The 22118-nt window shown below is 58.9% G+C and carries 19 protein-coding genes; 7 read left to right on the forward strand and 12 right to left on the reverse strand.

Features of this window, described 5'->3' with window-relative positions; genetic code table 11:
- The first annotated feature begins 37 nt into the window (after positions 1 to 37).
- A complete protein-coding gene (locus KTF55_RS00740; protein ID WP_217107614.1) occupies positions 38 to 2278 on the forward strand; it encodes a DNA gyrase subunit A in 2241 nt (746 codons plus the stop codon).
- Between the two features lie 121 nt (positions 2279 to 2399).
- Here KTF55_RS00740 and KTF55_RS00745 read toward each other — a convergent pair whose 3' ends face one another.
- The gene (locus KTF55_RS00745) at positions 2400 to 2930 is read right to left on the reverse strand and encodes a flavodoxin family protein (RefSeq protein WP_217107613.1); all 531 of its coding nucleotides are present in this window, start codon (positions 2928 to 2930) and stop codon (positions 2400 to 2402) included.
- Positions 2931 to 3250: 320 nt separating this feature from the next.
- Between KTF55_RS00745 and KTF55_RS00750 the strand changes: the two genes are divergently transcribed.
- Both KTF55_RS00750 and KTF55_RS00755 read left to right on the forward strand, forming a co-directional pair.
- Positions 3251 to 4135 carry an LPXTG cell wall anchor domain-containing protein gene (locus tag KTF55_RS00750; protein WP_217107612.1) on the forward strand — a complete coding sequence of 295 codons (885 nt, stop codon included), beginning with the start codon at positions 3251 to 3253 and terminating at the stop codon, positions 4133 to 4135.
- Between the two features lie 646 nt (positions 4136 to 4781).
- Positions 4782 to 5072: a hypothetical protein gene (locus KTF55_RS00755; RefSeq protein WP_217107611.1), complete on the forward strand. Its 291-nt coding sequence runs from the start codon at positions 4782 to 4784 to the stop codon at positions 5070 to 5072.
- Here the strand turns inward: KTF55_RS00755 and KTF55_RS00760 are convergent.
- Together KTF55_RS00760 and KTF55_RS00765 are read right to left on the reverse strand one after the other, a co-directional pair.
- Positions 5069 to 5833 (reverse strand): carboxymuconolactone decarboxylase family protein, encoded by a 765-nt coding sequence (locus KTF55_RS00760; protein ID WP_217107610.1) that lies wholly within the window; start codon positions 5831 to 5833, stop codon positions 5069 to 5071. The two genes, KTF55_RS00755 and KTF55_RS00760, sit on opposite strands and share 4 nt — an antisense overlap.
- A 63-nt stretch (positions 5834 to 5896) precedes the next feature.
- Positions 5897 to 6436, reverse strand: coding sequence for a flavodoxin family protein (locus tag KTF55_RS00765; RefSeq protein ID WP_217107609.1), 540 nt, complete (start codon positions 6434 to 6436; stop codon positions 5897 to 5899).
- A gap of 105 nt (positions 6437 to 6541) precedes the next feature.
- On the opposite strand from KTF55_RS00765, the gene KTF55_RS00770 reads away from it, so the two are divergent.
- A complete protein-coding gene (locus tag KTF55_RS00770) occupies positions 6542 to 6982 on the forward strand; it encodes a MerR family transcriptional regulator (protein WP_217107608.1) in 441 nt (146 codons plus the stop codon).
- 736 nt (positions 6983 to 7718) lie between these two features.
- Here KTF55_RS00770 and KTF55_RS00775 read toward each other — a convergent pair.
- From KTF55_RS00775 to KTF55_RS00800, 6 genes are all read right to left on the reverse strand, one after another.
- The gene (locus tag KTF55_RS00775) at positions 7719 to 8984 is read right to left on the reverse strand and encodes an ATP-binding protein (protein ID WP_217107607.1); all 1266 of its coding nucleotides are present in this window, start codon (positions 8982 to 8984) and stop codon (positions 7719 to 7721) included.
- A 201-nt stretch (positions 8985 to 9185) separates the two neighbouring features.
- Complete coding sequence (locus KTF55_RS00780; RefSeq protein ID WP_217107606.1) at positions 9186 to 9821, reverse strand: GyrI-like domain-containing protein; 636 nt, start codon at positions 9819 to 9821, stop codon at positions 9186 to 9188.
- 327 nt (positions 9822 to 10148) lie between these two features.
- Positions 10149 to 11630: an RNA-binding domain-containing protein gene (locus KTF55_RS00785; protein ID WP_152073771.1), complete on the reverse strand. Its 1482-nt coding sequence runs from the start codon at positions 11628 to 11630 to the stop codon at positions 10149 to 10151.
- 246 nt (positions 11631 to 11876) lie between these two features.
- The gene (locus tag KTF55_RS00790; RefSeq protein ID WP_217107605.1) at positions 11877 to 12971 is read right to left on the reverse strand and encodes a hypothetical protein; all 1095 of its coding nucleotides are present in this window, start codon (positions 12969 to 12971) and stop codon (positions 11877 to 11879) included.
- A gap of 225 nt (positions 12972 to 13196) precedes the next feature.
- The gene (locus KTF55_RS00795; protein ID WP_217107604.1) at positions 13197 to 14450 is read right to left on the reverse strand and encodes an ATP-binding protein; all 1254 of its coding nucleotides are present in this window, start codon (positions 14448 to 14450) and stop codon (positions 13197 to 13199) included.
- Positions 14451 to 15077: 627 nt separating this feature from the next.
- A complete protein-coding gene (locus tag KTF55_RS00800) occupies positions 15078 to 15245 on the reverse strand; it encodes a hypothetical protein (protein ID WP_157966984.1) in 168 nt (55 codons plus the stop codon).
- 837 nt (positions 15246 to 16082) lie between these two features.
- Between KTF55_RS00800 and KTF55_RS00805 the strand changes: the two genes are divergently transcribed.
- The 3 genes from KTF55_RS00805 (at position 16083) to KTF55_RS00815 (ending at position 19594) form a co-directional block, all read left to right on the forward strand.
- Positions 16083 to 17369, forward strand: a complete 1287-nt coding sequence (locus KTF55_RS00805) for an MFS transporter (protein WP_217107603.1) — start codon at positions 16083 to 16085, stop codon at positions 17367 to 17369.
- Between the two features lie 262 nt (positions 17370 to 17631).
- Positions 17632 to 19101 (forward strand): ribosomal protection-like ABC-F family protein, encoded by a 1470-nt coding sequence (gene abc-f / locus KTF55_RS00810; protein ID WP_217107602.1) that lies wholly within the window; start codon positions 17632 to 17634, stop codon positions 19099 to 19101.
- Positions 19102 to 19129: 28 nt separating this feature from the next.
- Entirely contained in the window at positions 19130 to 19594 is a 465-nt protein-coding gene (locus tag KTF55_RS00815) for a hypothetical protein (protein ID WP_217108517.1), read from the forward strand.
- 114 nt (positions 19595 to 19708) lie between these two features.
- On the opposite strand, the gene KTF55_RS00820 is transcribed toward KTF55_RS00815, so the two are convergent.
- From KTF55_RS00820 to KTF55_RS00830, 3 genes are read right to left on the reverse strand one after another with little or no spacing between them, the layout of a single operon-like run.
- On the reverse strand, positions 19709 to 20263 hold the full coding sequence (locus tag KTF55_RS00820; protein ID WP_217107600.1) for a hypothetical protein: 555 nt from the start codon (positions 20261 to 20263) through the stop codon (positions 19709 to 19711).
- Complete coding sequence (locus KTF55_RS00825; RefSeq protein ID WP_217107599.1) at positions 20260 to 21531, reverse strand: relaxase/mobilization nuclease domain-containing protein; 1272 nt, start codon at positions 21529 to 21531, stop codon at positions 20260 to 20262. The genes KTF55_RS00820 and KTF55_RS00825 overlap by 4 nt, the downstream gene beginning before the upstream one ends.
- Entirely contained in the window at positions 21519 to 21965 is a 447-nt protein-coding gene (locus KTF55_RS00830; RefSeq protein WP_217107598.1) for a CopG family transcriptional regulator, read from the reverse strand. Before KTF55_RS00830 ends, KTF55_RS00825 begins: the two co-directional genes overlap by 13 nt.
- Positions 21966 to 22118: the final 153 nt, after the last annotated feature.

Consider the following 22118-nt stretch of genomic DNA (forward strand, 5'->3'; position numbering starts at 1 on the left):
CGATAACGACGGCCCATAAGAAGTTCAAGAGGAAATCGTGGCAAAGAAGAAGACGAAGAACCAGCCAAAGAAAAAGCAGGTCAACGCCGAGAACGTCATCGGCCTGCACTCCGAGGTCACCGACCAGCCGATCACGCAGACGCTCGAGGTCAACTACATGCCCTACGCCATGAGCGTCAACGTCTCGCGTGCATTCCCCGAGATCGACGGCTTTAAGCCCTCGCACCGCAAGCTGCTCTACACCATGTACAAGATGGGTCTGCTCAAGGGCGAGCGCCAAAAAAGCGCCAACATCGTGGGCCAGACCATGAAGCTCAACCCACACGGCGACGCCGCGATCTACGAGACGATGGTGCGCCTGGCCACCGGCAACGAGGCGCTGCTCGCCCCCTTTGTGGAGTCGAAGGGCAACTTTGGCAAGTACTATTCGGGCGACCTGAGCTACGCCGCCTCGCGTTATACCGAGGCCAAGCTCTCCCCCATCAGCGCCGAGATCTTCAAGGACATCGACAAGGACCCGGTCGACTTCGTCGACAGCTACGACGGCGCCATGAAGGAGCCGCGCCTGCTGCCCACCACGTTCCCCAACATCCTCGTCTCGGCCAACAAGGGCATCGGCGTCGCCATGGCATCCGATATCTGCGGTTTCAACCTCAACGAGGTCTGTACCGCCACAATGCATTACCTGCAGGATCCCGACTGCGACCTGCTCGAGTACATGCCCATGCCTGACTTCTCGACCGGCGGCGAAATTATCTACCGCCGCGAGGAGATGGAAAAGATCGTCGAGACCGGTCTGGGCAGCCTCCAGATCCGCTCCCGCTGGCGCTGGATTCCCGAAGAGCGCATCATCGAGGTCTACGAGATCCCCTACACCACCAAGACCGATGTCATTATCGAGCGCATCGTCAAGCTCTCCAAAGAGGGCAAGGTCAAGGAGATCGCAGACATTCGCGACGAGACCGACCTTTCGGGCCTGCGCATCGCTATCGACCTTAAGCGCGGCGTCGACCCCGACAAGCTCATGGCGAAGCTCTATCGCTCGACCACGCTGCAGGATTCGTTCTCGTGCAACTTCAACGTGCTCGTCGACGGCTATCCCCGCGTTATGGGCGTGCGCCAGATCCTGCACGAGTGGGTCAAGTGGCGTATTGAGTCCACGCGCCGCCGCATTAACTTTGACCTGGGCAAAAAGTCCGAGCGCCTGCACCTGCTGCACGGCCTTGAGGCAATCTTGCTCGATATCGACAAGGCGATCGCCATCATCCGCGGCACCAAGCTCGAGGCCGAGGTCGTGCCCAACCTTATGAAGGGTTTCGACATCGACGAGACCCAGGCCGAGTTTGTTGCCGAGCTCAAGCTCCGCAACATCAACGAGGAGTACATCCTCAACCGCACCAAGGACATTGCCAAGCTTGAGGGCGAGATTGCCGAACTTGAGGAGATCCTCTCCAGCGAGGAGAACATCAAGAAAGTCATCAGCGACGAGCTGGCCGCGGTCAACAAGAAGTACGTGATGCCGCGCCGCACGGGCAGGATCGAACCCCATGAGGTCATCGAGGTGAGCCTGGAGCCCGAGGTCGAGGAGTACCCGGTCACCATCATGCTCTCGCGCGATGGCTACCTTAAGAAGATGACGGACCGCGTGCTCAAGAAGGCGACCACGCTCAAGTACAAGGACGGCGACAAACCCTTTATCGAGTTCCCGTCCTCCAACACCCACGAGCTGCTGGTCTTTACCAACAAGAGCCAGGTGTACAAGTGCAAGGTTGCAGCGTTTGAGGACACCAAGTCGGCCCAGCTGGGCTCGTACCTGCCGACCGATCTTGAGATGGAACCCGACGAGAGCGTCATCTGGGTCATCGACCCTGAGGACTATAAGGCCGACGTGCTGTTTGTCTTTGAGAACGGCCGCGTGGTGCGCGTCGCGCTTTCTGGATACGTCACCAAGACCAACCGCAAGCGCCTCAAAAACGCCATCTACGGTGGCAGCAAGCTGCTGTATGCCCAGGTGCTCAAGGAAGATCGCGACATCGCGCTGGTCTCGAGCGACTATCGTTTGATGAACTTCAACACGTCGCTGCTCAAGACCAAGACGACCACCAACACGCAGGGCGTCCAGGCTTTCACGGCCAAGAAGGGCCGCTCGGTCACCACTGTCGGTACAACCGAAGAGATTCTTGGCGCCGGCGTCTCGGCCGAGAAGTTCACCGCGCAGAGCCTGCCCTCCGCCGGTGCCCTCATGAAGGAAAACGACATGCCGAGTCTGTTTGACTAACGCGATTGGTTAAAACCGCGGAAGTCGTACCGCCACGAATCCGTAAAAGAAAGGGCCCCGAGGTGCGATTAACTGCACTCCGGGCCCCTTTCTTTTACCATTTACTCGCAGAAGTGCACTCTCACGCCAGCTTGCGGGCGAGCTCTCGCACCTCTTCCAGCTTGGGCGAGGAGGCCATGCTGTCGCGCTCGGTCATACCGCTGATGGTGACAATGCCCTGGTCCTTCCACTTGCAGTATGCGCAGGTTGACTTGTACATGGCGATCGCCGCGTCATAGACACCCTCGCTGTGACTATCGAGCAAAAGGGCCGTCTTGGTGAACGGGAATCCCGTGGCACCGAAGGCGTACAGACGGTCGATGGCGGCCTTCTCCTGCGCGGTGATATCAAACCAGTAGATAGGCGAGGCGAAGACGACCATATCTGCGTCTTTCAGCGACTCGATCACGTCGGCCATGTCATCCTTCTGCACGCAGACGCCCTCATGGGCGAAGCAGTACCGGCATCCCAAGCAGCCGGCGATCTTCTTGCCGGCAACGCGGATGACCTCGACCGTATGGCCGGCCTCGCGCGCGGTCTCGGCAAACGCCTCGACCATGGTATCGGTATTGGCGCCCTTACGCGGGCTGCCGCTCAACACAACGATATTCATAAGAATCCCCCTCCTTCATGCCGCAGGCGCGCGGCACACATTTCGTTGCAACCAAAACGGATGGAGCTATTCAGTCGTCCGCAGACCACATCTCTTGTTCGCGCTCTCTAGACACAATCTCATCGCCTGACAACTCCTCAACTGTCTTGATTCTCTCTCCGAGAATTGAACAGCAAATCGTTGGCCGCAAAGTGTCGACTGTGGGAAAATTAACTAGAGCTTTCTCCTACTCGCGTGAGCGTTCGCGTGTATGCGCCTGGCCGAATCGGGCAGGCGCAATATAGATCCACGGAAACCGGCCTACGAACAAGGAGCGCCTTATGTATGGACAGCATGTTGCACCGCAAACCCATTACAAACGCACTGGCCTGTCTATCCGCAACGTCAAGCTTCATGCAGGCGCCAGAGTCGTTGCCTTCGGAGTAAGCATTCTTATGGCAGGGCAGCTTTTGCTACCCTGCGCAGCACTGGCGACCGAAACGCCCGAACCCGATGTCGCAGCACCCATCACCTGCGACGAAGTCAACGCGGAAGGCAGCCTCACAGCAACCACCGTCGTCGATCATTACTACGATTTGGAGCTACCCCCTGCTTTCGAGTTGGTCCAGAACGAGGCTCTTGTATACGATTTTCCCGACAAACCCGAGGACTTCATCTACGGACTTAACGACACCGTCCATCTCTTCAAGATCGACACCGATACCGAAAGCCTTATAAAAACCGAGAACCCCAAAGAGGCCAGCGTCTCTATTGCCCTGACCATGATCGACAATCACGTTAGAGCAACCGTAGTCTTTACAGGCAGTTACGCCGACGATCAAATCCCTTACAGGCTGAACCTCAACAGCTCAACCTACCTTGGCACACACGTTGACCGTGACTTCGACAGCGGGCAAGGGATTATGCACGAAACGCGGCACGATTACTACATCCGTTACGTCTTCGACAGTGACGTGCACTTGTTTGCAACCGATACGAGCGGTTCCAAACCCGAACCGGAAACCAAGCCCGAGCCCACACCGCAGCCCAATGCAAAAAAGCCCACGGCAAATCCCGTTTCCACCAAGGCAGTAGCGGCGGTTAAACCAGCCGCGGCCACCCTACCCGCGACGGGCGACAACCGTGCGATGGCAGCCGCTCTGAGTGTTGCCGGTGCTGTAGTTGCGGCAGTTGGCATTTCTGCAACAAGGCGTCGCAACCGCTAGCCAGCATTTCGTACCCCGCAGACAAAGCTCTATCCCCGCTCCGATGAGCTTTACTCACCGAGAAGTTTCTTCCCCACGGAAATGAGCTTTTTCCAACGGTCGCCTTCAGGCCATCAACGCCCCGCGAAACCGACGAAACAGACTGTGCCGAACCGCCATCGAGCTCTGCCCCATCGCAAACAGCGTCGACGGCGTCTTCTGGCAACATTTTTGGTCGCCATAGCTCCGCTTCGGCAGGGCCCAGTCTCCGCTCGATCTCGAGCAAGACTTGTAAGGAGTCCACAGTCAAGATCAACTACGGGAATCGTGACGAGCCGATACCGCTCGCATGCCCCCTTCGGAATAGGCGCTGAGCAGCTCCTGGGCGTGGGCGAACTCGGGTCCCCGCCTCCAACCGAGCAGGCGGTTGACCGCTAGATTTCCCTGAACGCTGTGGACAAAGAGCAGTACCGCAAGGTATCCGACTGGTTCGATGCGCACGCGCATCAGAAGATTCTTTTCCTTGAACTGGGCGTGGGATTGCGCAACGGCGTCATAAAGCACATGCTCGCTCAGATCGCAAACGCCTGCGAACACACCACGTGCACCGTGCTCAACTACAGCCAGACCATGGCGCTCGATGCTTCGTGCGAGACGATTCTCGTTGATGGCGATATGGCCCCGGCCTTCGCGCGAGAACCTCGAGCGATACGAGCGCTTTGTGAGCGAGCGCGGCAATGGCCGCATGCTGTTGCTGGAGCTCGGCGTGGGCGAAATGACCCCTGGCATCATCACGCTCCCGTTCTGGAGCATGACCGCGAAGCTGCCGGATGCGCACCTGTTGAGCGTCAACATCACGGGCGACTCAGCCCCATTGCAGCTCGGGAGCAAGGCAGAGGCGATTCAGGCCGATTTGAGCACGCTGCTCTCGACGGCACGGACGGGCAACGGTGCTTAAGCCTCCTTGTTGGTCGCTTTAAGGTACGCGTCGTCGTCCACAGGCTCCAGCCACTCGCTAGAGCCATCCTCGCCCGGAACCTCCAACGCGAGATGCGAGAACCAGCTGTCGGGCGCGGCGCCGTGCCAGTGCTTCACTCCCGGGGCGATGTTGACCACGTCGCCGGGGCGCAGCTCCTGTGCCGGCTTGCCCCACTCCTGGTAAAACCCTCGACCAGCCACGCAGACGAGAATTTGTCCGCCACCGCTTTTGGCGTGATGGATATGCCAGTTGTTGCGGCAGCCAGGCTCAAACGTCACGTTGTAGACGCCGACCTGCTCGGTGGAAAGGGGCGCGAGGTAGCTTTGACCGATAAAGAACTTCGCGAAGGCGTCGTTGGGGGCACCGACAGGGAAAACCATCTCGTTTTGGTGCTGAGCCTTTGCGTCGGCGGCATCGTCGTCCGCCCAGACCTCCTTCGCCATGCGGAAGGCCGCCCATGCCTTGGGCCAGCCTGCGTAAAACGCCGCGTGCGTAAGGATCTCCGCTATCTCCGCCTTAGTCACGCCGTTGTTCTTTGCGGACGTCAGGTGATATTTGAACGAAGAGTCCGTCAGTCCCTGCGACATCAGGGCAACCACTGTCACCACGCTGCGGTCGCGCAGGGAGAGCTCACTCTCTCGGCTCCACACCTCGCCGAACAGCACGTCGTCGTTGAGCTGTGCGAATTTGGGAGCGAACTCCCCTAGAGCATCTCTGCCCGCCGTCTGTTTAATTGCCATGATCGATCTCCTCCTGTCGATGGTTTTGACACAAATCTATTTCTGCACGGCCAAACAACCCAGCTAGATTCCCATGCCCATTCGCCGCGCCTGCTCCAGAGCGGGATGCCCAGCGATTGCGCCCACGCCGTTCACGCCGCCGGCAAAAACCGTTCCAGCGAGCGTGCAGCGGGAGAAACAGTCAACCCATCCCTGCATCGCCTTTTTCGCCCCGTCGAAGGTCGAGCGCCCGTTCTCCGCCGCCGTCGCCAACAGATATGCCTCGGTGAATGCATAATCGGAGCCAAAAAGCGGGTTAGCGCGGTCCAACATGGTTTTGAGCTGGCCACAGACGCTGTAGTAGTAAACGGGCGTTGCGAACACCAGGACATCAGCGTCGTGCATCTTGGCGGCAATTTCCACGGCATCGTCTTGGATGACGCAACGCCCCAACTTTAAGCAGGCAGGGCAGCCCTTGCAGAAGCCCATTTGCTTCTCGCGCAGACGCACGGTCTCAACGCTGTGACCTGCCTCCCGCGCGCCGTTGGCGAAAGCCTCCGCCAGCGTCTCGGAATTGCCATTCTTTCGTGGACTTGAAGAAACTATCAAAACCGTTTTGCTCATTACGGAACACCCCTTGCGCTCCCGATTTGCATTGACGAGAATGAAGGTAATACCTAAACCTGACTTTAGATCAAGGAATGAATTCGACATTGTTTCGGAGGAGCCATGTACACAATCGGACAGATGGCTGAGATGTTCGGTTTGCCCGCTTCAACGCTGCGATATTACGACAAGCAGGGATTGTTCCCGGGATTGGAGCGGGCGTCCGGCATTCGCCAATTCGGCGATAGGGAGCTCGAGGCACTTCGGGTCATCGAATGCCTGAAGAAGGCGGGGATGGAGATCAAGGACATCCGGCTGTTCATGGAATGGTGCGCGGAGGGCCCATCTACATACCCCCAGCGCAAGGCCATGTTCGAGGAGCGGAAGGCCCACATGGAATCGGAGATCGCGGACATGAACCGCGCGCTCGACATGCTGAAGTTCAAATGCTGGTACTACGAGCAGCTAAATCAAGGCGATAACGAGGCTGAGCTGAAGGCGCTGATTCCAGACGGTTTGCCGGCAGAGATTAAAGAGGCCTACGAGAACGCCCACGCCCGATAGTGCCGCCCGATGCTCGGAGGGCTTCGACGAGGAGTCGTTTTCGGGTAGGAATGCAAGGAAAAGGCCCCCGAACCAGAGGGTTCGGGGGCCTTTATTCCCGTTATTTCGCTGCTGGCTTTGCTTTGCGGCGATGTCAAAACAGCATACGACGATACTCAGCAGTGCTAAAACGCGAGTTCAGAACACAGTTCCCGCTACTCCCACTCGATGGCTTTGGCTCTGTCGTCCCGTCATTCCAGTTGCACCCAGTTTTCGGCATCGACACGGAACGTGTGCCGCCGAATGACGCGATGTCGCGTTTCGTCGACTTCGGGGACAAAAGTTGGGACAACCTCAAAAACTTTTTTCAAACTCAGGACGTTGAGTTTTTGTTTTTGTCCCAAAGGCCGCGATTGGCCGCCTTTGGAGGCTCGATGGCGCCGAAAATGCCCGTTTTGAAACTCAGCCGCCCTTTAGCTTGCAAGCCGCCAGCTGTAATCGTAAGTGAATTAACGCGGGTGGCTTTCAAGCCGTTCGCAAAACCGCAGGTCATAAGTTTCAACTATTGATCGCAAAGAGGAATCGTGCCAGGTGGCTATCTCATGAGTTCATCCGTGACCGACGTGGCAGCCAGTGCGCCGTGCGGTTTTACCCATCTTGAAGCCAAAACTGACATCGCGCGCACGATGCTATCGCCACACGATGTCAGACATTGTTCCCGACTTGACCTGATTGCTTCGCGATGAATTTCATGGCCCTAGAGGAAAAAGTCCCTCGCGCTCACGATGTGAATGCCGCCGATGTCCGTGTCGTAGGAACCCTGCCTCACGACCACGATCTTCTCGTGGTTGTCTCGTATCGACTTCAGAGGGGCGATCTCGCGTTCCCTGGTCTCGCTTGCGAACATCTCGTCAGTCACCTGCACGTAGAGCACGCGCCCGTCCTTCGTCGCGACGAAGTCAACCTCCTTGCCATAGAGCTTGCCCACATGCACGCTCCACCCTTTGTAGAGCAGCTGGAGATACACGGCGTTCTCGAACAGGCGCCCAGTATCCGTGACCCTATAGCCGGCCATCCAGGTCCTGAAGCCGGTGTCGACGATGTACTCCTTCGGATTCGTCTTAAGGAGCGCCTTGCCGTGCAGATCGTAACGCGTGGCACGATAGAACAGGAAGGCCTCCTCGAGCGCGCCCACGTACGAGGAAACGGTCTTGTTCGTGGTCTTCGACCCCGCAGAAGTTAACGCGCCGGCGATTCGGTTCGACGAGCACTCGTTGCCGATGTTGTCCGCCAGGAATTCGGCCACATAGCGCAGCAGAGAAGGGTCGGTCACCGCGCTTTTGCCCTTCCCGCGCTCGCGGTTGACGATATCGCGCACGGCGATGGCCTCGTAGACTCCGGACATGTATGCCGAGTGCTGCGCCTGGGTCGTCGATAGGGATGCAATGGCTGGCATGCCCCCGTACTCAAGGTAACGAGTAAGCATATCGTCAAAGAGAACGGGGTCCCCCTCGGGGGTGAGAGCCACCGACCTTCCCGCTGCAAACTCGATCCCGCAGAAGTCAGCGAACTCGGAGAAGGACAGGGGCAGCATCTTTACCTCTACGTAGCGCCCGGACAGATAGGTGGCCAGCTCGCTCGAGAGAAGATACGCGTTCGAGCCCGTGAGGTAGATGTCGCAATCGAAGTCGACCCTCATCGCATTGACCGCATCCTGCCAGCCATCGATTCTCTGGGGCTCGTCTATGAAGACGTAGGTGCGCCCCTTGTCCGACAGGCACCCGCGAATGCGATCGTAAAGCTGGTCTTCCGTCTTGATGCCCGCACCCTTGCTTTCCAGGTTGACGCTCACAAAACCGCGGTCAGCGACCCCCTCGGACTCAATGGTTATCCTGATAAGATCGAGAAGGCTCGACTTGCCGCACCTGCGCACGCCCGTAATCACCTTGATGAGGTCGGTGTCACGGAAGAGCATTGCCTCCTCGAGGTACCTGCCACGGTTCCTGAGCCTGCTGCACTTCAAGAGCTGCTCCTAAAACTCGAATCTGGTTACACTTTTAGGAGTATCATAACTCTGGGCCACAAGATGAGCAAAAAGCGCACCTCGAGACGAATCGACTAAAGGAATTGCGCGCCTGCCGGGAGGCAGGGCAGCCTGCTCGATCATCGCGGACTGCCAATTGATAAACCCCAAAAGCCGGAGCGATCGGCGTCACTCGCTTCGCTACATCGCCTTTATGGGATGGCGGATCACGGTCTTGAGCTTCTCCGGCGCGCACTTGCGTGGGTCGGAGAGGTAGATCTCGTGATGGAGGCGGGCTTCGGAGAAGTCGGGGGCGTAGCCCCGTTCCGCCGCGAATGTGCGCATGGCGTCTATGGTCGCCGGCTCGTCGTCGTAAGGCCCGGTATGCATGCACTGAACGCAAAGGCCCTCGTCGACCCTCAGCAGCTCGACCGCCGAGAAGTCCAGCTTCTTTTTGGCGGCAGCTTCCGAAACTGCCCAGTCGAAGTCCTCGCGAGTGACGAAATCGGGCAGACGGATGCACGAGATGAAGTTGAAGTCATCCTTCCGCGCATAATCAATCTCGCCATCGGCGCGGTCTTGCCACCAGAAGCCCTCGAGCGGAGGCACGACGAAGTCGAAATAGCCTTCGATCTCTCGCGGGCCCTTCTTCGACATCTTGATGGTATAGGCGACGCCGTAGAGCAGCGGCAACGCGTTCTGGTACTCGCCGCCTTCGGCATTGGGATCGCCCTTGCCCCGCACGGCAACGTAGCTCATAGGCGGAACGGTTACGACGCCCGGCTTGCCCGATGGCCTGTAGAGCTCCCTGAACTCCTTCTTGAAATCGTATGCCATCGCAACAAACCTCCCTGAGCTTGGGTTTCCGTCGATATCCGAACAAATACAGCAATGGGCGCGGCTTCGGAAGACGCCGAGCCCATTGGCAAACATTATAGCATAGAATCAAACATATGTTCTATTCCCACTCAGTAATCAAATCGCGCACTCTCATCGCCGCTCGTCCACGTGGTATATCGTCGTCTCCCCATTAACCGAAATCAGCCGCATTTCGCGTGTCCGAGTTGAACTCAAATTGAACTCAATGCCGATTTGTCGGTCGGGGGCTTCCCGACGGGAACCCGCATGCCATAAGGAGAATAAGCACCTCTGATAAGGCTGAGCTCAACAATCACCGCTGAGACCATCAGCCGAATTGCCAGCCCGATAGGTCGTCGACCTACCGCGCGGATCAGAAACGAGCTTGCCCTCCTTCACCATGTCGGCAAGATAACGCCTCACCGTCCTCCCGCTCACCGCGGCAACCCGCTCGCTGACATCCGTTGCGGCAAACGAACTGGAACGTGAGAGAAGGTCATCGACCACGTTTTCGACCTCCGCACGCGTACGGTTCCCCTTGGGCCCTCCGACAGCCCCGCTTTCCCCAACGCTCGCCGTAACATCATGATCTCCCTCGTTTCCTGCCGCGCTCGCCATGACAGGCGGCACCGGTACGAACGCGGTGAACTGATCGCCGTCCTCAAGAACGGGGTCCCTCCCCGTGTAGAGCCGCGAGAACTTGTAGAGGCTCCTCGTCCCGCTCCCCAGCTCCTCGGAACGGCCCATCTGCGTGAAGAAGTTTGCGATGATGGGGTTCTTGGGAGTAGGGTCGAGACTCTCGAGCGTCACGGGACCGGCGAAGAGCGCGCGGCTCGCATTTCTCGTGCGGATGCCCTCCCCATCGATAGCGATGCGGGCGATGTGCGGGCTGACGAACTCCCGGTGGATGAGGCAGTTGCACACAAGCTCGCGGACGATGACGTCGCGGGCGCTCTTGCGCTGCCCCCCATCGAGCACGAAGGAGTCCGGCAGCCACTTCTCGCAGAAGCCGACGAGCTCGTCGTACGCTCTGACGAGGTTGCTCCTGCAGACAAGCCGGTCGTCGTAGCGATCGGCCTCGACGCGTCTGAGTACCGCGTCGGTCCGATAGAGCGGCATGACGTCGAGGATCGCATCCTCCTTCCCCAGCAACGCGACGGCGGCGAGGTTGAAGCCCCGCTCCCCCGTCAGCTGGTCGCGCCCGTAGAGACGGGCGGCGCGGAGAAGCTCGCCGTCAGAGAGGGAGAGCCACGGATGGTCGGCATCGTTCGCGCGCAGCGCATCTCGCACTGCGTCGAGAAGTCCCATCTCCAGATCGCCCTCGGTCACCCAGGGGTACACGGTCCGCTCCGAGTAGTAGCTCTGCTTGCGGGCCATCATCGAGGTGATCTGGACATCGCTTTTCACGCGCACGTCAGCGTCCGCCACGCGGTCGTACACGACCCCCTTGAACATGTAGAGGGACGGCCCCATAGGCACCCAGACCCGTATGACGAGCCTGCCCTCAGAGTCGCGCAGCCTTTCGAACTCGACCAGCGGCGACACGTTGAACAGGTTCGGGTTGCTCGTGATGTTGGATATGTTCCGCTCGATGGAGAGTACAGAGGCCTCGGGCACACCCTCAACAGTGCCGTCGTCTCGCACGCCGAGCAGCACGCTACCGCCCTGTCGGTTGGCGAACGAGCAAATGGTCTCGAACGTGTCCTTGCCCGGCTGGGAGCCGCAGCGCTTGAACTCGACGCTTATGCCCTCGCCAGCTTGGATGTATCTGTCAAGCGCGTCGCTCATGTGGTGCTCCGCTCTATTCCGGACATTATTCTGGACATTTATATTAATGTTGTCCAGATTATGTCCAGAATAGATGCTGCTTAAACGCTCGTTCCATAGTCACTCATAATACGAAGAATGAGCCTAAATGCCGCCCAATTTATTGTGGCTTCCTACATTAGCATCACGAGCAAAACTAATATCTTTTTCATTTTGATGTGTGGATACCTCCGAATGAAAGCTTTTATTTACAGGACTATCTGATAGTCAAATCTCCAAATCGGGCAACGTGGGGTCAATCCTTCTTGCGTTGGCGTTGGCGAGGGCCTTGCCAACAACGGTAAGTCTAGGCGCCGACGGAATGCTGTTCCACCAGTCCTGCACCGTTAATATATTTGGATAGTTCTCGAGCTTCCGTTCAAGCGCGACCTTCATTTCTTGTTCGTGCTCCGCAACGCTCATTTGATCGAACAATCTATCAAGAACAGAGATTTGTTCAGGATTCAGAGGTACGCCATTTGGCGAACCATTTCCCTGCCCGATAATGATAATTTCGTCGATGGCGCCGCGGTTGGGGACTTTGAGCCTGACGTAACCATCATGCAACTCATGATCGAGTAAGACGTCTACAGGAATATTGGCTTCAGAAAGTGAGCGAGCGGCCTTTTCAAACTGCTCTGAATCTTTTTCTAAGCCCCAGACAACATAACCAGAAATAGCTTTGGAATAATAGTCGGCGAGCTTCAATAAACTGCCGAATGGCGAAACTCGCAAAGCATCGTGAATATCAAGATTGTCAATCCATGCTCCCCCATTTGGAAGTTCGTGTATTGGCAATTTTCCGTATAAGCAGTCAAGCGCAGCAAGCCCCTCACCGACTGCTCCTGAAATAGGCGTGTACTGATTAACTGCAAAACATACGGTTAATCCATTCAGCTCCTCGCCTGTGATCAAGTCAACGATTTCAATGGCTCTATTAATTCCAGCCGCCACATGACGATTGTTCGGTTCCTCGAATCGACGGCCAAGCAATTCAGAAAGCAGTTCTTTATCCTTATATTCGGTTGATCTGGTGGCTACACGAGCTGCCCGCCCAAAGGAATCGACACAGGAAGGCTCTGCTAATGCATTGACCAAATTGGGCTTGCGAACAAATAATCCAATAATCTCTGTCTTGAATTCACTAATCCTCTGTTCGGCAACAAATCGAGATTCGAGAACACAGTTCGCGAGCGCTTGGGAGCAGCGTTCGTTAATTATCTCCGAAACCCTATTCTCACTTATTCCTAAGTACTGATTTACGGTTTCCGCCTGCACCTGATTTGAATTAGCGCCTGCCTTTTGAATTGCCTTACCGCTCATTTGAAACACCGACCTGAGTCTGAACGGCGTTGTTGCCCGCCTTCTGCTTCTGGGCTACAGACCTCTTCCCAGCGTTATAGCTGATAGGGATGCTTATTGCCGATGTGACCAAAGCACCGACAAGCACTCCGACAATCTGCGAACCAATTCCATCGAAAATAACATTCCAATCTATCTTTCTTCCATCCTCCATGACGAGATTCCACTGATTCAGCAACTCACATCTTAGGGTGAGCTCGACCGTGCCATCCCGCACGTCCGCCCCTCCCCGATCAGCTCCGTCACGTTCTCGTGCACGATGCCGCCGCGGTGCTGGATGGGGTCACCGCGCGTGATGACGAACTTCGGCCAGCTGTCCCGTATCTGCTCGAGCGGACGGTACTCGCGGTCCTCGGTCTTCCGATCGTTCACGATGGTCATCGCCACCTGCACGTAGGCGTACTCCATCTCGGGCGAGCGCATGACGAAGTCGCACTCGAGCTTGCCGATGCGCCCCACGCTCACCTCGTAGCCCAGGCTCCTGGCGTAGCTGTAGACGATGTTCTCGAGCACGGGCCCGTAGTTGATACGGTTGTCCGTGTTGAGCGCGAAGTAGAAGCTGAGGTCGGCGAGGTAGTACTTCTGCTCGCCCTGGAGAGACTTGCGCGACTTCATGTCGAAGCGCGCGCACTTGCTGATGATCTTGACGTCCTCGAGTATCTGGAGGTAGCGATTGAGCGTCTCGCGCTTGATGCGAACGCCCTGCTGCTCGAGGTCCGAGAGGATGTTCGTGAGCGAGGTCGTCGCGCCGAAGTTGTTGATGACGTAGTCGCGCACCCGGTTGAAGACCGAGACGTTCTTCACCTTCATGCGCCGGCGGATGTCCTTCTCGAAAATCTCCCTGATAACGGAGCCCACGTAGACGCGCTTGTCGGCCATCTTGGGATAGTCGAGCGCCTTGGGAAAGCCTCCCTCAAGGATGTAGCGGTCGAGCTCGGCCACGGGGTTGGAATCGACCGCCTGCCCAAGGAAGCGCTTCATCTCTTGGTACTCCTTGAAGCTGAGCGTCTGCACCTCGAACTCGACGTAGCGCCCCGTCAGCTTGGTGGCCAGCTCACCGGAGAGCAGGTAGGAGTTCGAGCCGGTAATGAAGATGGAGAATCCGCCCTCGGCGCGGAACTCGTTCACGACCTCCTCGAAACCCTCGACGTTCTGTATCTCGTCGATGAAGAGGTACTTTATGCCATCGATCTTGAGCGCGGGCTTAATCAGCGCCTCGAGTTGGTCTGGCGTCTTCACCGAGCGGAAGCCGTACCGATCGAGGTCGAGGTAGATGATGCGGTCCTCCCGGACCCCTGTCTCCTTGAGCTCCTCGGCGATGGTCTGCATGAGGCACGACTTGCCGCACCGGCGCACTCCGGTGAGCACCTTTATCACGCCGTCATCGTGATAGAACCCGCGGATCTTCTCGAGGTAGTCCCCGCGCTCGAACAAACGCATACTGGCCCCAATCTCCCGACTGGGGCCAGTATAGCAAATATCAGATTTATTGGGGTATTTTTGTTAGAATCGACGATTTATACCCCCATAACTGACGAATTTCCTACTCCCACTCGGTGGTTATAGTTTTGCCGTCTCGTCACTCCAGTTGCGCCCAGTTTTCGGCGGCATCTCGAAGTGAGTGCCGCTGAATGACGCGACGTCGCGTTTCATCGGCTTCGGGGACAAAAGCTGGGACAACTTCAAAAACCATTTTCAAACTCAGAGTATTGAGTTTTTATTTTTGTCCAAAGGGGCACGGAGAGCCGCCTTTGGAGGCTCGATATCGCCGAAAACGCCCGTTTTGAAACTCAACCGCCTTTGAGCCTGCAAGCCACCAGCTTCAACAGTAAGTGAGTCGACGCGGGTGGCTTACGAGCCGTTCACAAAACCGCAGGCCACAGGTCTTTGTCAACGATAAGCAAAGTGAATAGTCTCAGGTGGCTTGCCCATGAGTTGGCGTAAGCCTGTTTAGCAAAAGGCTAATCGGACACGACAGGCCGCCCGCATGGCGACGGCGTTTCCCGTGCGGGCACAAACAGCCCTGCGTGCCCTGTCGCGCGATATCCCAATGCGACGTTCAGAACCCTACCCGCCAAGCAGCCACCTCGCGAAATTCAGCACGAGCACGCCCTCCCGGGTATGGGGCTCATGCCTCGTGCGAGTGATGAGAATCTTCGGGAATGCATCCCCGATGGATAGAATCGGCGCAATCTCCCTCTCGAGCGTCGAATCGGCGCCGATATCGTCGCTCACATACACTCTCCTTCCCGGTTTCGAAACCTGGAAGGCAGTATGCGCAAGGATGCGTCGAGGTGCGATCCCAGTCGTACCATGCAAGCAGAGATGTCGAGGCACATTCGTTCATGCTGCAATGCGGGCATCGGAGATGAAAAACAGCCCGTCGGGTAGTCATGGGCGTGCGGGAGCCCGCATCAGTAACCTGCCTCCTCGGTTGTCCCTTCTTTGCATGGTCGTCTACATAAAGGAGGAACCAGCCATGCAGATCAGCATGCTTGCCCTTCTTGGGTCACGGACCGGGGAGGCGAGGGCCTCCGTCGGGACCGCCCCGAGCAACCGGCATATCCAAGGAATGACAAGGCTCGATCGCTGTGCTGGTCAGGATGCCGAAGCGGGCCGTCCGCCAATCGGAATGCGGGTCAGGATGCTGCAACGTGATTCCAGCTGCAGGATACGGCTCCTTTGCGGTTGCCGCAAAACCTGCTGGCAACATTCTTACTATCCGAATGATGTACGCATCCCTTGGGATCGTTTCGCCTGACCAGGGCCATCTTCAGCGCCTCATCGGCCAGCTCGGCAGGCGCCTCTTCCACGCGTAATAGCCCTGGCGGGTCACCTATGCAGCCATAGATACAAAAGGAATCGAATGGCCAGAGAGGATTGCCCTTACCGATGGTCGATTCTTGACAGGCAAACTCAAGCCTCGTTAATATTACATGGTTTGCCAGACCGAATTAACAAAGGAGGGGTGTCGTGGTTGGTCTTTTCCGCACGTGGATGAGCGCCTAGAAAGCGGCGCTGTTGTGGCGTCGCGCTGTTTTTCTGCACGCCATTTCACGATTGGACATAACCATGATATTTGAAACCTCTCGGCGCAGGTCTGTTTCGCTGTGCCATTCATGGCAATTCAAGCTTTGTTTCGTATGGGGCGGGGAGCTCGTGTCGACATTGACGAGCTCGATTCTCCAAATGGGTCTCATTTGGCATATCGCCCTCACGACAGGATCATCTTCCCTCCTCTCCCTGGCATCGTTAGCAGGCTTTCTGCCGATTGCTTTGTTCGGAGTCCTTGCGGGCGCCGTTGTCGACAGGCTGCCTTTGAAACGTGTTCTCATCGGCGCCGACCTCTTCGTTGCCGCGGTGGGCGCCGCCTTGGCGATTGCCTCGTTGGCCGGCAGCTTACCTGCGTGGTCAATACTCATCGCCCTGTTTCTCCGCGCAGCTGGCACTTCGTTCTACACGCCGGCCTCCCAATCCCTCACGCCCCATCTCGCCCCGCCAGAGCATCTCGTTCGCCTATCGGGAGTGATGCAAGCGATTCAGTCCGCCGGATACATTCTTGGCGCCGCGCTCGCGGCAGTGATTTATCCTGTGGCGGGCATTACCGCCATGATTGGCCTCGACGTGCTGGGGGCGCTTTTCGCTTCTCTAGCCGTCCTCGCCGCTCAGATAGACGCAGGAGGACTCGACGAAGCCGACCGCAGCTCGTCCTTTTCCAATAAAGTTCGAGAACTTTTCTCTGAGATTTCGGACGGCTACAAGCTGATCAGGGGATACAGGGGGCTGTTCGCCCTTCTTTGGTGCGGGTTCGTCTTCGCTTTCGCGTTCTCTCCGCTCGCGGCATTGTTCCCAATAATGACCTTGGGGCATTTTGGCGGTAGCACGGGGGATGCCGCTTTGGCGGAAATCCTTTTCTCCGCAGGCATGCTGGCTGGGTCCGGCATCTTGGCGGTTACGGGAGGGTTCCGCAATAGGTCGCTCACCATGGTCGCCGCGATCGCCGGCTTCGGCATTGCCGCAATCGTATCCGGATCGCTCGGCCCGTCGCTGTTCGCTGCTTTCCTGCCGGTGAGCTTTCTTATGGGCGCATGCTCCCCGTTGTACGCGGGAACCCAGACTGCCCTTATGCAGGAGCAGATACCTCCTGAGTACCTAGGCCGCGTTTTCGGCCTCTACGGAACCATCATGGCGTGGGCCATGCCCATGGGCCTCGCGGCCCCCTCCGTTTTTGCGGATATGCTTGGAGCTCCGTTGTGGTTCGTCGGCTCTGGAGCGACCATGGTACTGCTTGCGATGGCTATGCTGCTTGCTCCGAGCGTCCGAAACGTGGGGAAAAGAGATACCGGGCGGATTCAATAGCCCAAGTATTCGAAAAAAAGAGGCGGCAGCCATCGGTTCGCGCGTCAGCCTTCAAGCCCTTGCGACGACGAGGTATTGCGCCGACATCCCACATCGCGCTCCTTATTCGTCGCCAACTATCATTTTCGGATTTGCCGGCTTGCGCAAGGTCAAAACGCTCGCGCCGGCAATTGGGCAAAGGCGAAAAATCGACGTGAACGATTCTTTATTGGCATGGCTGCGCTTCCAGTAAAAGGCTAATACACAAAAGGCGGTTCAACCTATGGAACTCATAGTCAAAGCTAAAGACATCTTTTTGGAATATGCCGGCCGCGATATCCTGGATATCGAAGAGTTGGAAATCTACTCCTACGATCGCATCGGCTTGGTGGGAGACAATGGCGCAGGCAAAACCAGCCTGCTTAAAATTCTGAGCGGCAATCTTACCATTGCGGACGCCGACGTCAGGCGCTTCGGCAGCATTGCCCTCATCGGCCAGCTCGATGAACTCGACCTTGATGCGGCTCAGGACAACGGTGAGATGCTCTCCCGTCTCAACGTCGCCGGAGTGGCGCAGGAGACGATGAGCGGCGGAGAGGAAACACGCGCCAAGATTGCCTCTGCGCTCTCCCAGCATGCAAGCGCGATCTTTGCTGATGAGCCTACGAGCCACCTCGACCAAGACGGCATCAGCCTTCTCGTCGGACAACTCAAGGCATTTGATGGGGCCCTGCTCATCGTGAGCCATGACCGTCATTTTCTCGACCAGGTGGTAGACAAGATCTGGGAGCTCAAAGACGGCGGTATTTCCGAATTCTGGGGTGACTACTCCGACTATCTGCGACAGAAAGAAGAAGAGCGCAAAGTTCAGGCGGCTCGATACGAAGAGGCGATGCGCGAGCGCGAGCGCCTTGAAGCCGCCATCGAAAAACAACGGAAAAAAGCACGGCAGGTCGACGCCAAGCAGAAGGGCGCAAAGAAAAGCAACGAGTATGCAGGTCGATTGGGGCATCAGAAAGCAACCGGCACCAAACAGAAGAGGATGTACCAGGCGGCTAAGGACATGGAGAAGCGCCTCGAAGCGCTCGAAGGGATTGAGGCCCCCGACAGCATTCGCACCGTGCGGTTCCGCCAGAGCAAGGCCCTGGAACTGCATAGTAAATTTCCCATCTCGGCAGACGATTTCAGCTTGAGCTTCGGCAACTGCATGCTCTATGACCACGCGAAATTCGAGATACCGCTCGGTGCCAAAGTGGCCATCACCGGTGGCAACGGCACAGGAAAGACCAGCCTGCTGAAGGCAATCGCTCGACGCGCCGACGGTATCAACATCTCTCCCAAGGCAGAGATCGGTTACTTCGAGCAAACAGGCTACAAGTTCGACGCCCGTCAGTCTGCGATCTCGTTCATGCAGGATGGTTGCGAGTACAGCATGACCGAAATCCGAAGCATCCTCGCCTCTATGGGAATCGGACCGCGTGACCTGGCAAAGGACGTTGGCGTTCTCTCGGGAGGCGAAGTCATCAAGCTGCTGCTCGCGAAGATGCTGCTGGGCAGATACAACATCTTGCTCATGGACGAGCCTGGAAATTACCTGGACATCAAGAGCGCCGAAGCCCTCGAGCAGATGATGAGCGCCTATGCCGGAACGATAGTGTTCGTCTCCCACGATAAGAGGCTGGTCGAGAACGTCGCAGACATTATTTACGAAATAAAGGACACCAAGCTAGTCAAAATCTTTCAGCGCGAATAACCCTAAATGAGCAGGATATATTCCCAGAATGGAGACAAAAGGCCTCGAAGGGGGGTGCCTCCAGGCCCTGTCGGCGCTCGCCATGACGCGCATGTACTACGACGGCAGCATGGACGACCGCAGCGCCCTCATCGAAGAGCAGCGGATCCTGGACAAATCTCAGGGCTTTCTGAAAAAGAGGCAGGTCCTCGCAGCGCTCATGGAGATGAAGATCGGGGGCATGAAAGGGGCGCCCATCGCGCTTCCGCGCGGAGCCCAGGGGAACGCCCTCAAGAGGCTGGTCTCTCAGACGCCCAGAGCCGCCGCAAAAGAGCAACTCCTCGAAGCTAAGGTCGAGATGCGCGCGAGCCTACGCTCCGGAGAGTCGAAGCTGAGGTCCGAGGCCGAAGATCGAAAAGGCGAAATCCAACGCATCGCGGCGGTATCCCGGTCAGCCAGGACGCTGCTCACTGATGGGACCGACTGCTGGCTCATCGACGATCAGACAGATTAGGAAAGACAAAGAGGCGGGCAATTGCCCGCCTCTTACTACATCACCCATTTGAACACGGCGCGGAACAGCCAGACGAAAAAGCTCAGCGTGACCTTAAGCGCCGCCATGAGAAACCTACCAAGCCTCTTCATCGACGTCACCCCAATCTTCATTGACCTTGCGGGCGCCCTCGTCGGCGCCCTCTTCCTTCTCTTCCGCGAGCAGCCTCGCCAGCTCGTCGGGCACGCCCGGGACCTCCGCCCTCCCCAGCGCGCGCTGCAGGTCCCTTATCTGCGACTTCAGCGGTTTTGAGGGAGGGCCCACGTGCTCGCGGTAGCAGGCGCCGATCGCTGCCGCGTCGCACAGGTACCCCCGCACCCGGGCGAACGCCTCGTCCCCGTCGAGCAGGACGCGGCGGGCGTGTCCGAGCTCGGCCTCCGAGGCCAGCATGAAGCGCCACCCGCGGGACCTGCGCGCCGCCGGGATGCCGTCCGCGGGCGCGTCGGCGCGCCAGTCGTCGCGCACCTGGTGCCAGTTCGCCGTGAGCCAGAGCCCCTTCTCGGGCTCCTCGCGCATCTCGAGCTCGAACTCCGTGAGCATGTTCGCGCCGGAGAACGGCGACCCCTCCGTGAACGAGAGCGTGTCGAACAGCGTCGTCCTGCCGCCCTCGTACTCTATCCTCACCATCATCTCCGGCCCCTCTCCCTGCGCTGGTCCTGCTGGGCCCGCTGGCGCTCGGCGGCGAGGATGCGCTGTCGCTCGTCCTCGCGGCGCCCGTCGCGCGAGCTTCCCTCGGCCGCACCGCGCCCGCCATCGTCCCCGTAGCGGGTCTTGAGGGGCATGAGACCGTTCTCGGCCATGTAGGCGCGCGCAGCCTCGAGGCGGCGGTACCCCTCGCCGCCCGCCTGGCCGCGGCGCTCGAGCGTCGCCATCCTGAGCCCGAACTCCTCGATGGACTCGACGTCGAACTTCGCGCAGGTCTCGAGCGCCGAGGAGAGCCTGCTCAGCTCCGAGAGGTCGTTGAGCTCGAGAGCCCGCTCGGCGGCCTCGCGGATGCGCGCGGCGCTCGCGTCCGTGGGACGGTAGGCCCCCTCGCGCTCGAAGCGGCGGCGCAGCATCTCCTTGCCGTAGGCGAACCCCAGGCGCTCGCCGCTTACCTTCTTGGACGGCTCCTCGGCCAGGCTGAACACCCAGTCGTCCCGCCGCGCCTTGGCCGAGTTGTCGGCGACGTGCACGCCCAGGGCGTCGAGGATGCCGAGGAACTCCGCCTCGTCGCGCGCCGTGGTCTTGGCGAGCGCGACGCGGGCGCGGATGTCGCCGACCCACGAGTAGCCGCCCGAGCGCATGATCTCCTTCTCGGCCCGGCCCAGGTAGACGCTCCTGCGGCTCCTGGGCCCGCCCGCGCCAGCATGCCCGCGCGCCTTTGAGGGGGATTCGGGCGCCCGGTCGTTGGAGAGACCCGACAGCCCGCGCTCGCGGGCCATGTCCTGTAGGTCCCGGTTGAGGTCCTCGGGATGCTGGGTCTGCATGCGGTAGCCGGTGCGGAGGTTCGCGTTGTTCACGACGATGTGCGCGTGCGGTATGCCGCGGGCGTTGTCGTCGTGGTAGACGATGGCGATCTCGTGGTCGCCGAAGTGCTTGAGCGCCCACGAGCACGCGAGCTCGCGCAGCGCCGCCAGGTCGATGTCGTCGCCAGGGTCAGGCGAGAGCACGAAGTGCTTGAACGTGCGCGCGGGCTTGCCCCGCCAGGGTGCGTCCGTGCCGAACGCGGCGCGCGTGGCGTCCATCTCGGCGTCCCAGGCGCAGGCCTCCTTGGCGCCTTCCCCCAGCGCGCCGGCGTCGCGCTCGTCGTAGCTCAGGTTGAACAGGTCGCGCGCGAGGGCGCGGCCTCCCTTCTCGAGGTAGCGGCGGATGCCTCCGGTCGAGCCGTGGCCGCTTATCGGCTTCAGGATCGGCATGGCGAGCCCTCCACGAGCGAGTCGGCGCCGATGCGACCGAGCTCCGCCGCCATCTCGCGGGCCGCGGCGTTCACGTCGGCGAGCTCGCGCTCGATCGTCGGGACGCTCTCCGCGACGAGGTCGCGGTCGACGTGCCCGTGGCGCGCGTGGAAGTTGATGAGGTTCATCGCGTGCACGGCCTGGTTGTAGTGGTAGCCCCACTTCGTGAGCTCGCGCGACATCGCCCACAGGGCCTTCCGGTCGACGAGTATGCGGTGCTCGTCTCCCGCGTTCGCCTCCGTCGCCAGCGGTATGCGCACGAGGTAGCGCAGGTACTCCGACTTGCTTAGGCCCGCGCGCTCGCACCGCTCGCAGAGCGCGTCGTAGTCGCCTCCCTCCATGCGGAACGTGACGCGGCGCTCCTTGCCCCCGGCGCCGCCGGTGCTATCTTCCATTGCGGATTCCTTTCCTCGGGCCCGCCGCGCGGCGGGCGCGTCTCTCTAGGGGCGCGGGGGATCCCCCGCAGGCGGCGGCCCGGCTCGGGCGCCGCCTCTGGGACCGGGCCTCGCGTAAGCGGGCTCCCCAACGGCCCGCGGCATGACGGGTCC

It is taken from the genome of Collinsella sp. MSK.8.10 (assembly GCF_019041915.1).
Taxonomy (GTDB): Bacteria; Actinomycetota; Coriobacteriia; order Coriobacteriales; family Coriobacteriaceae; genus Collinsella.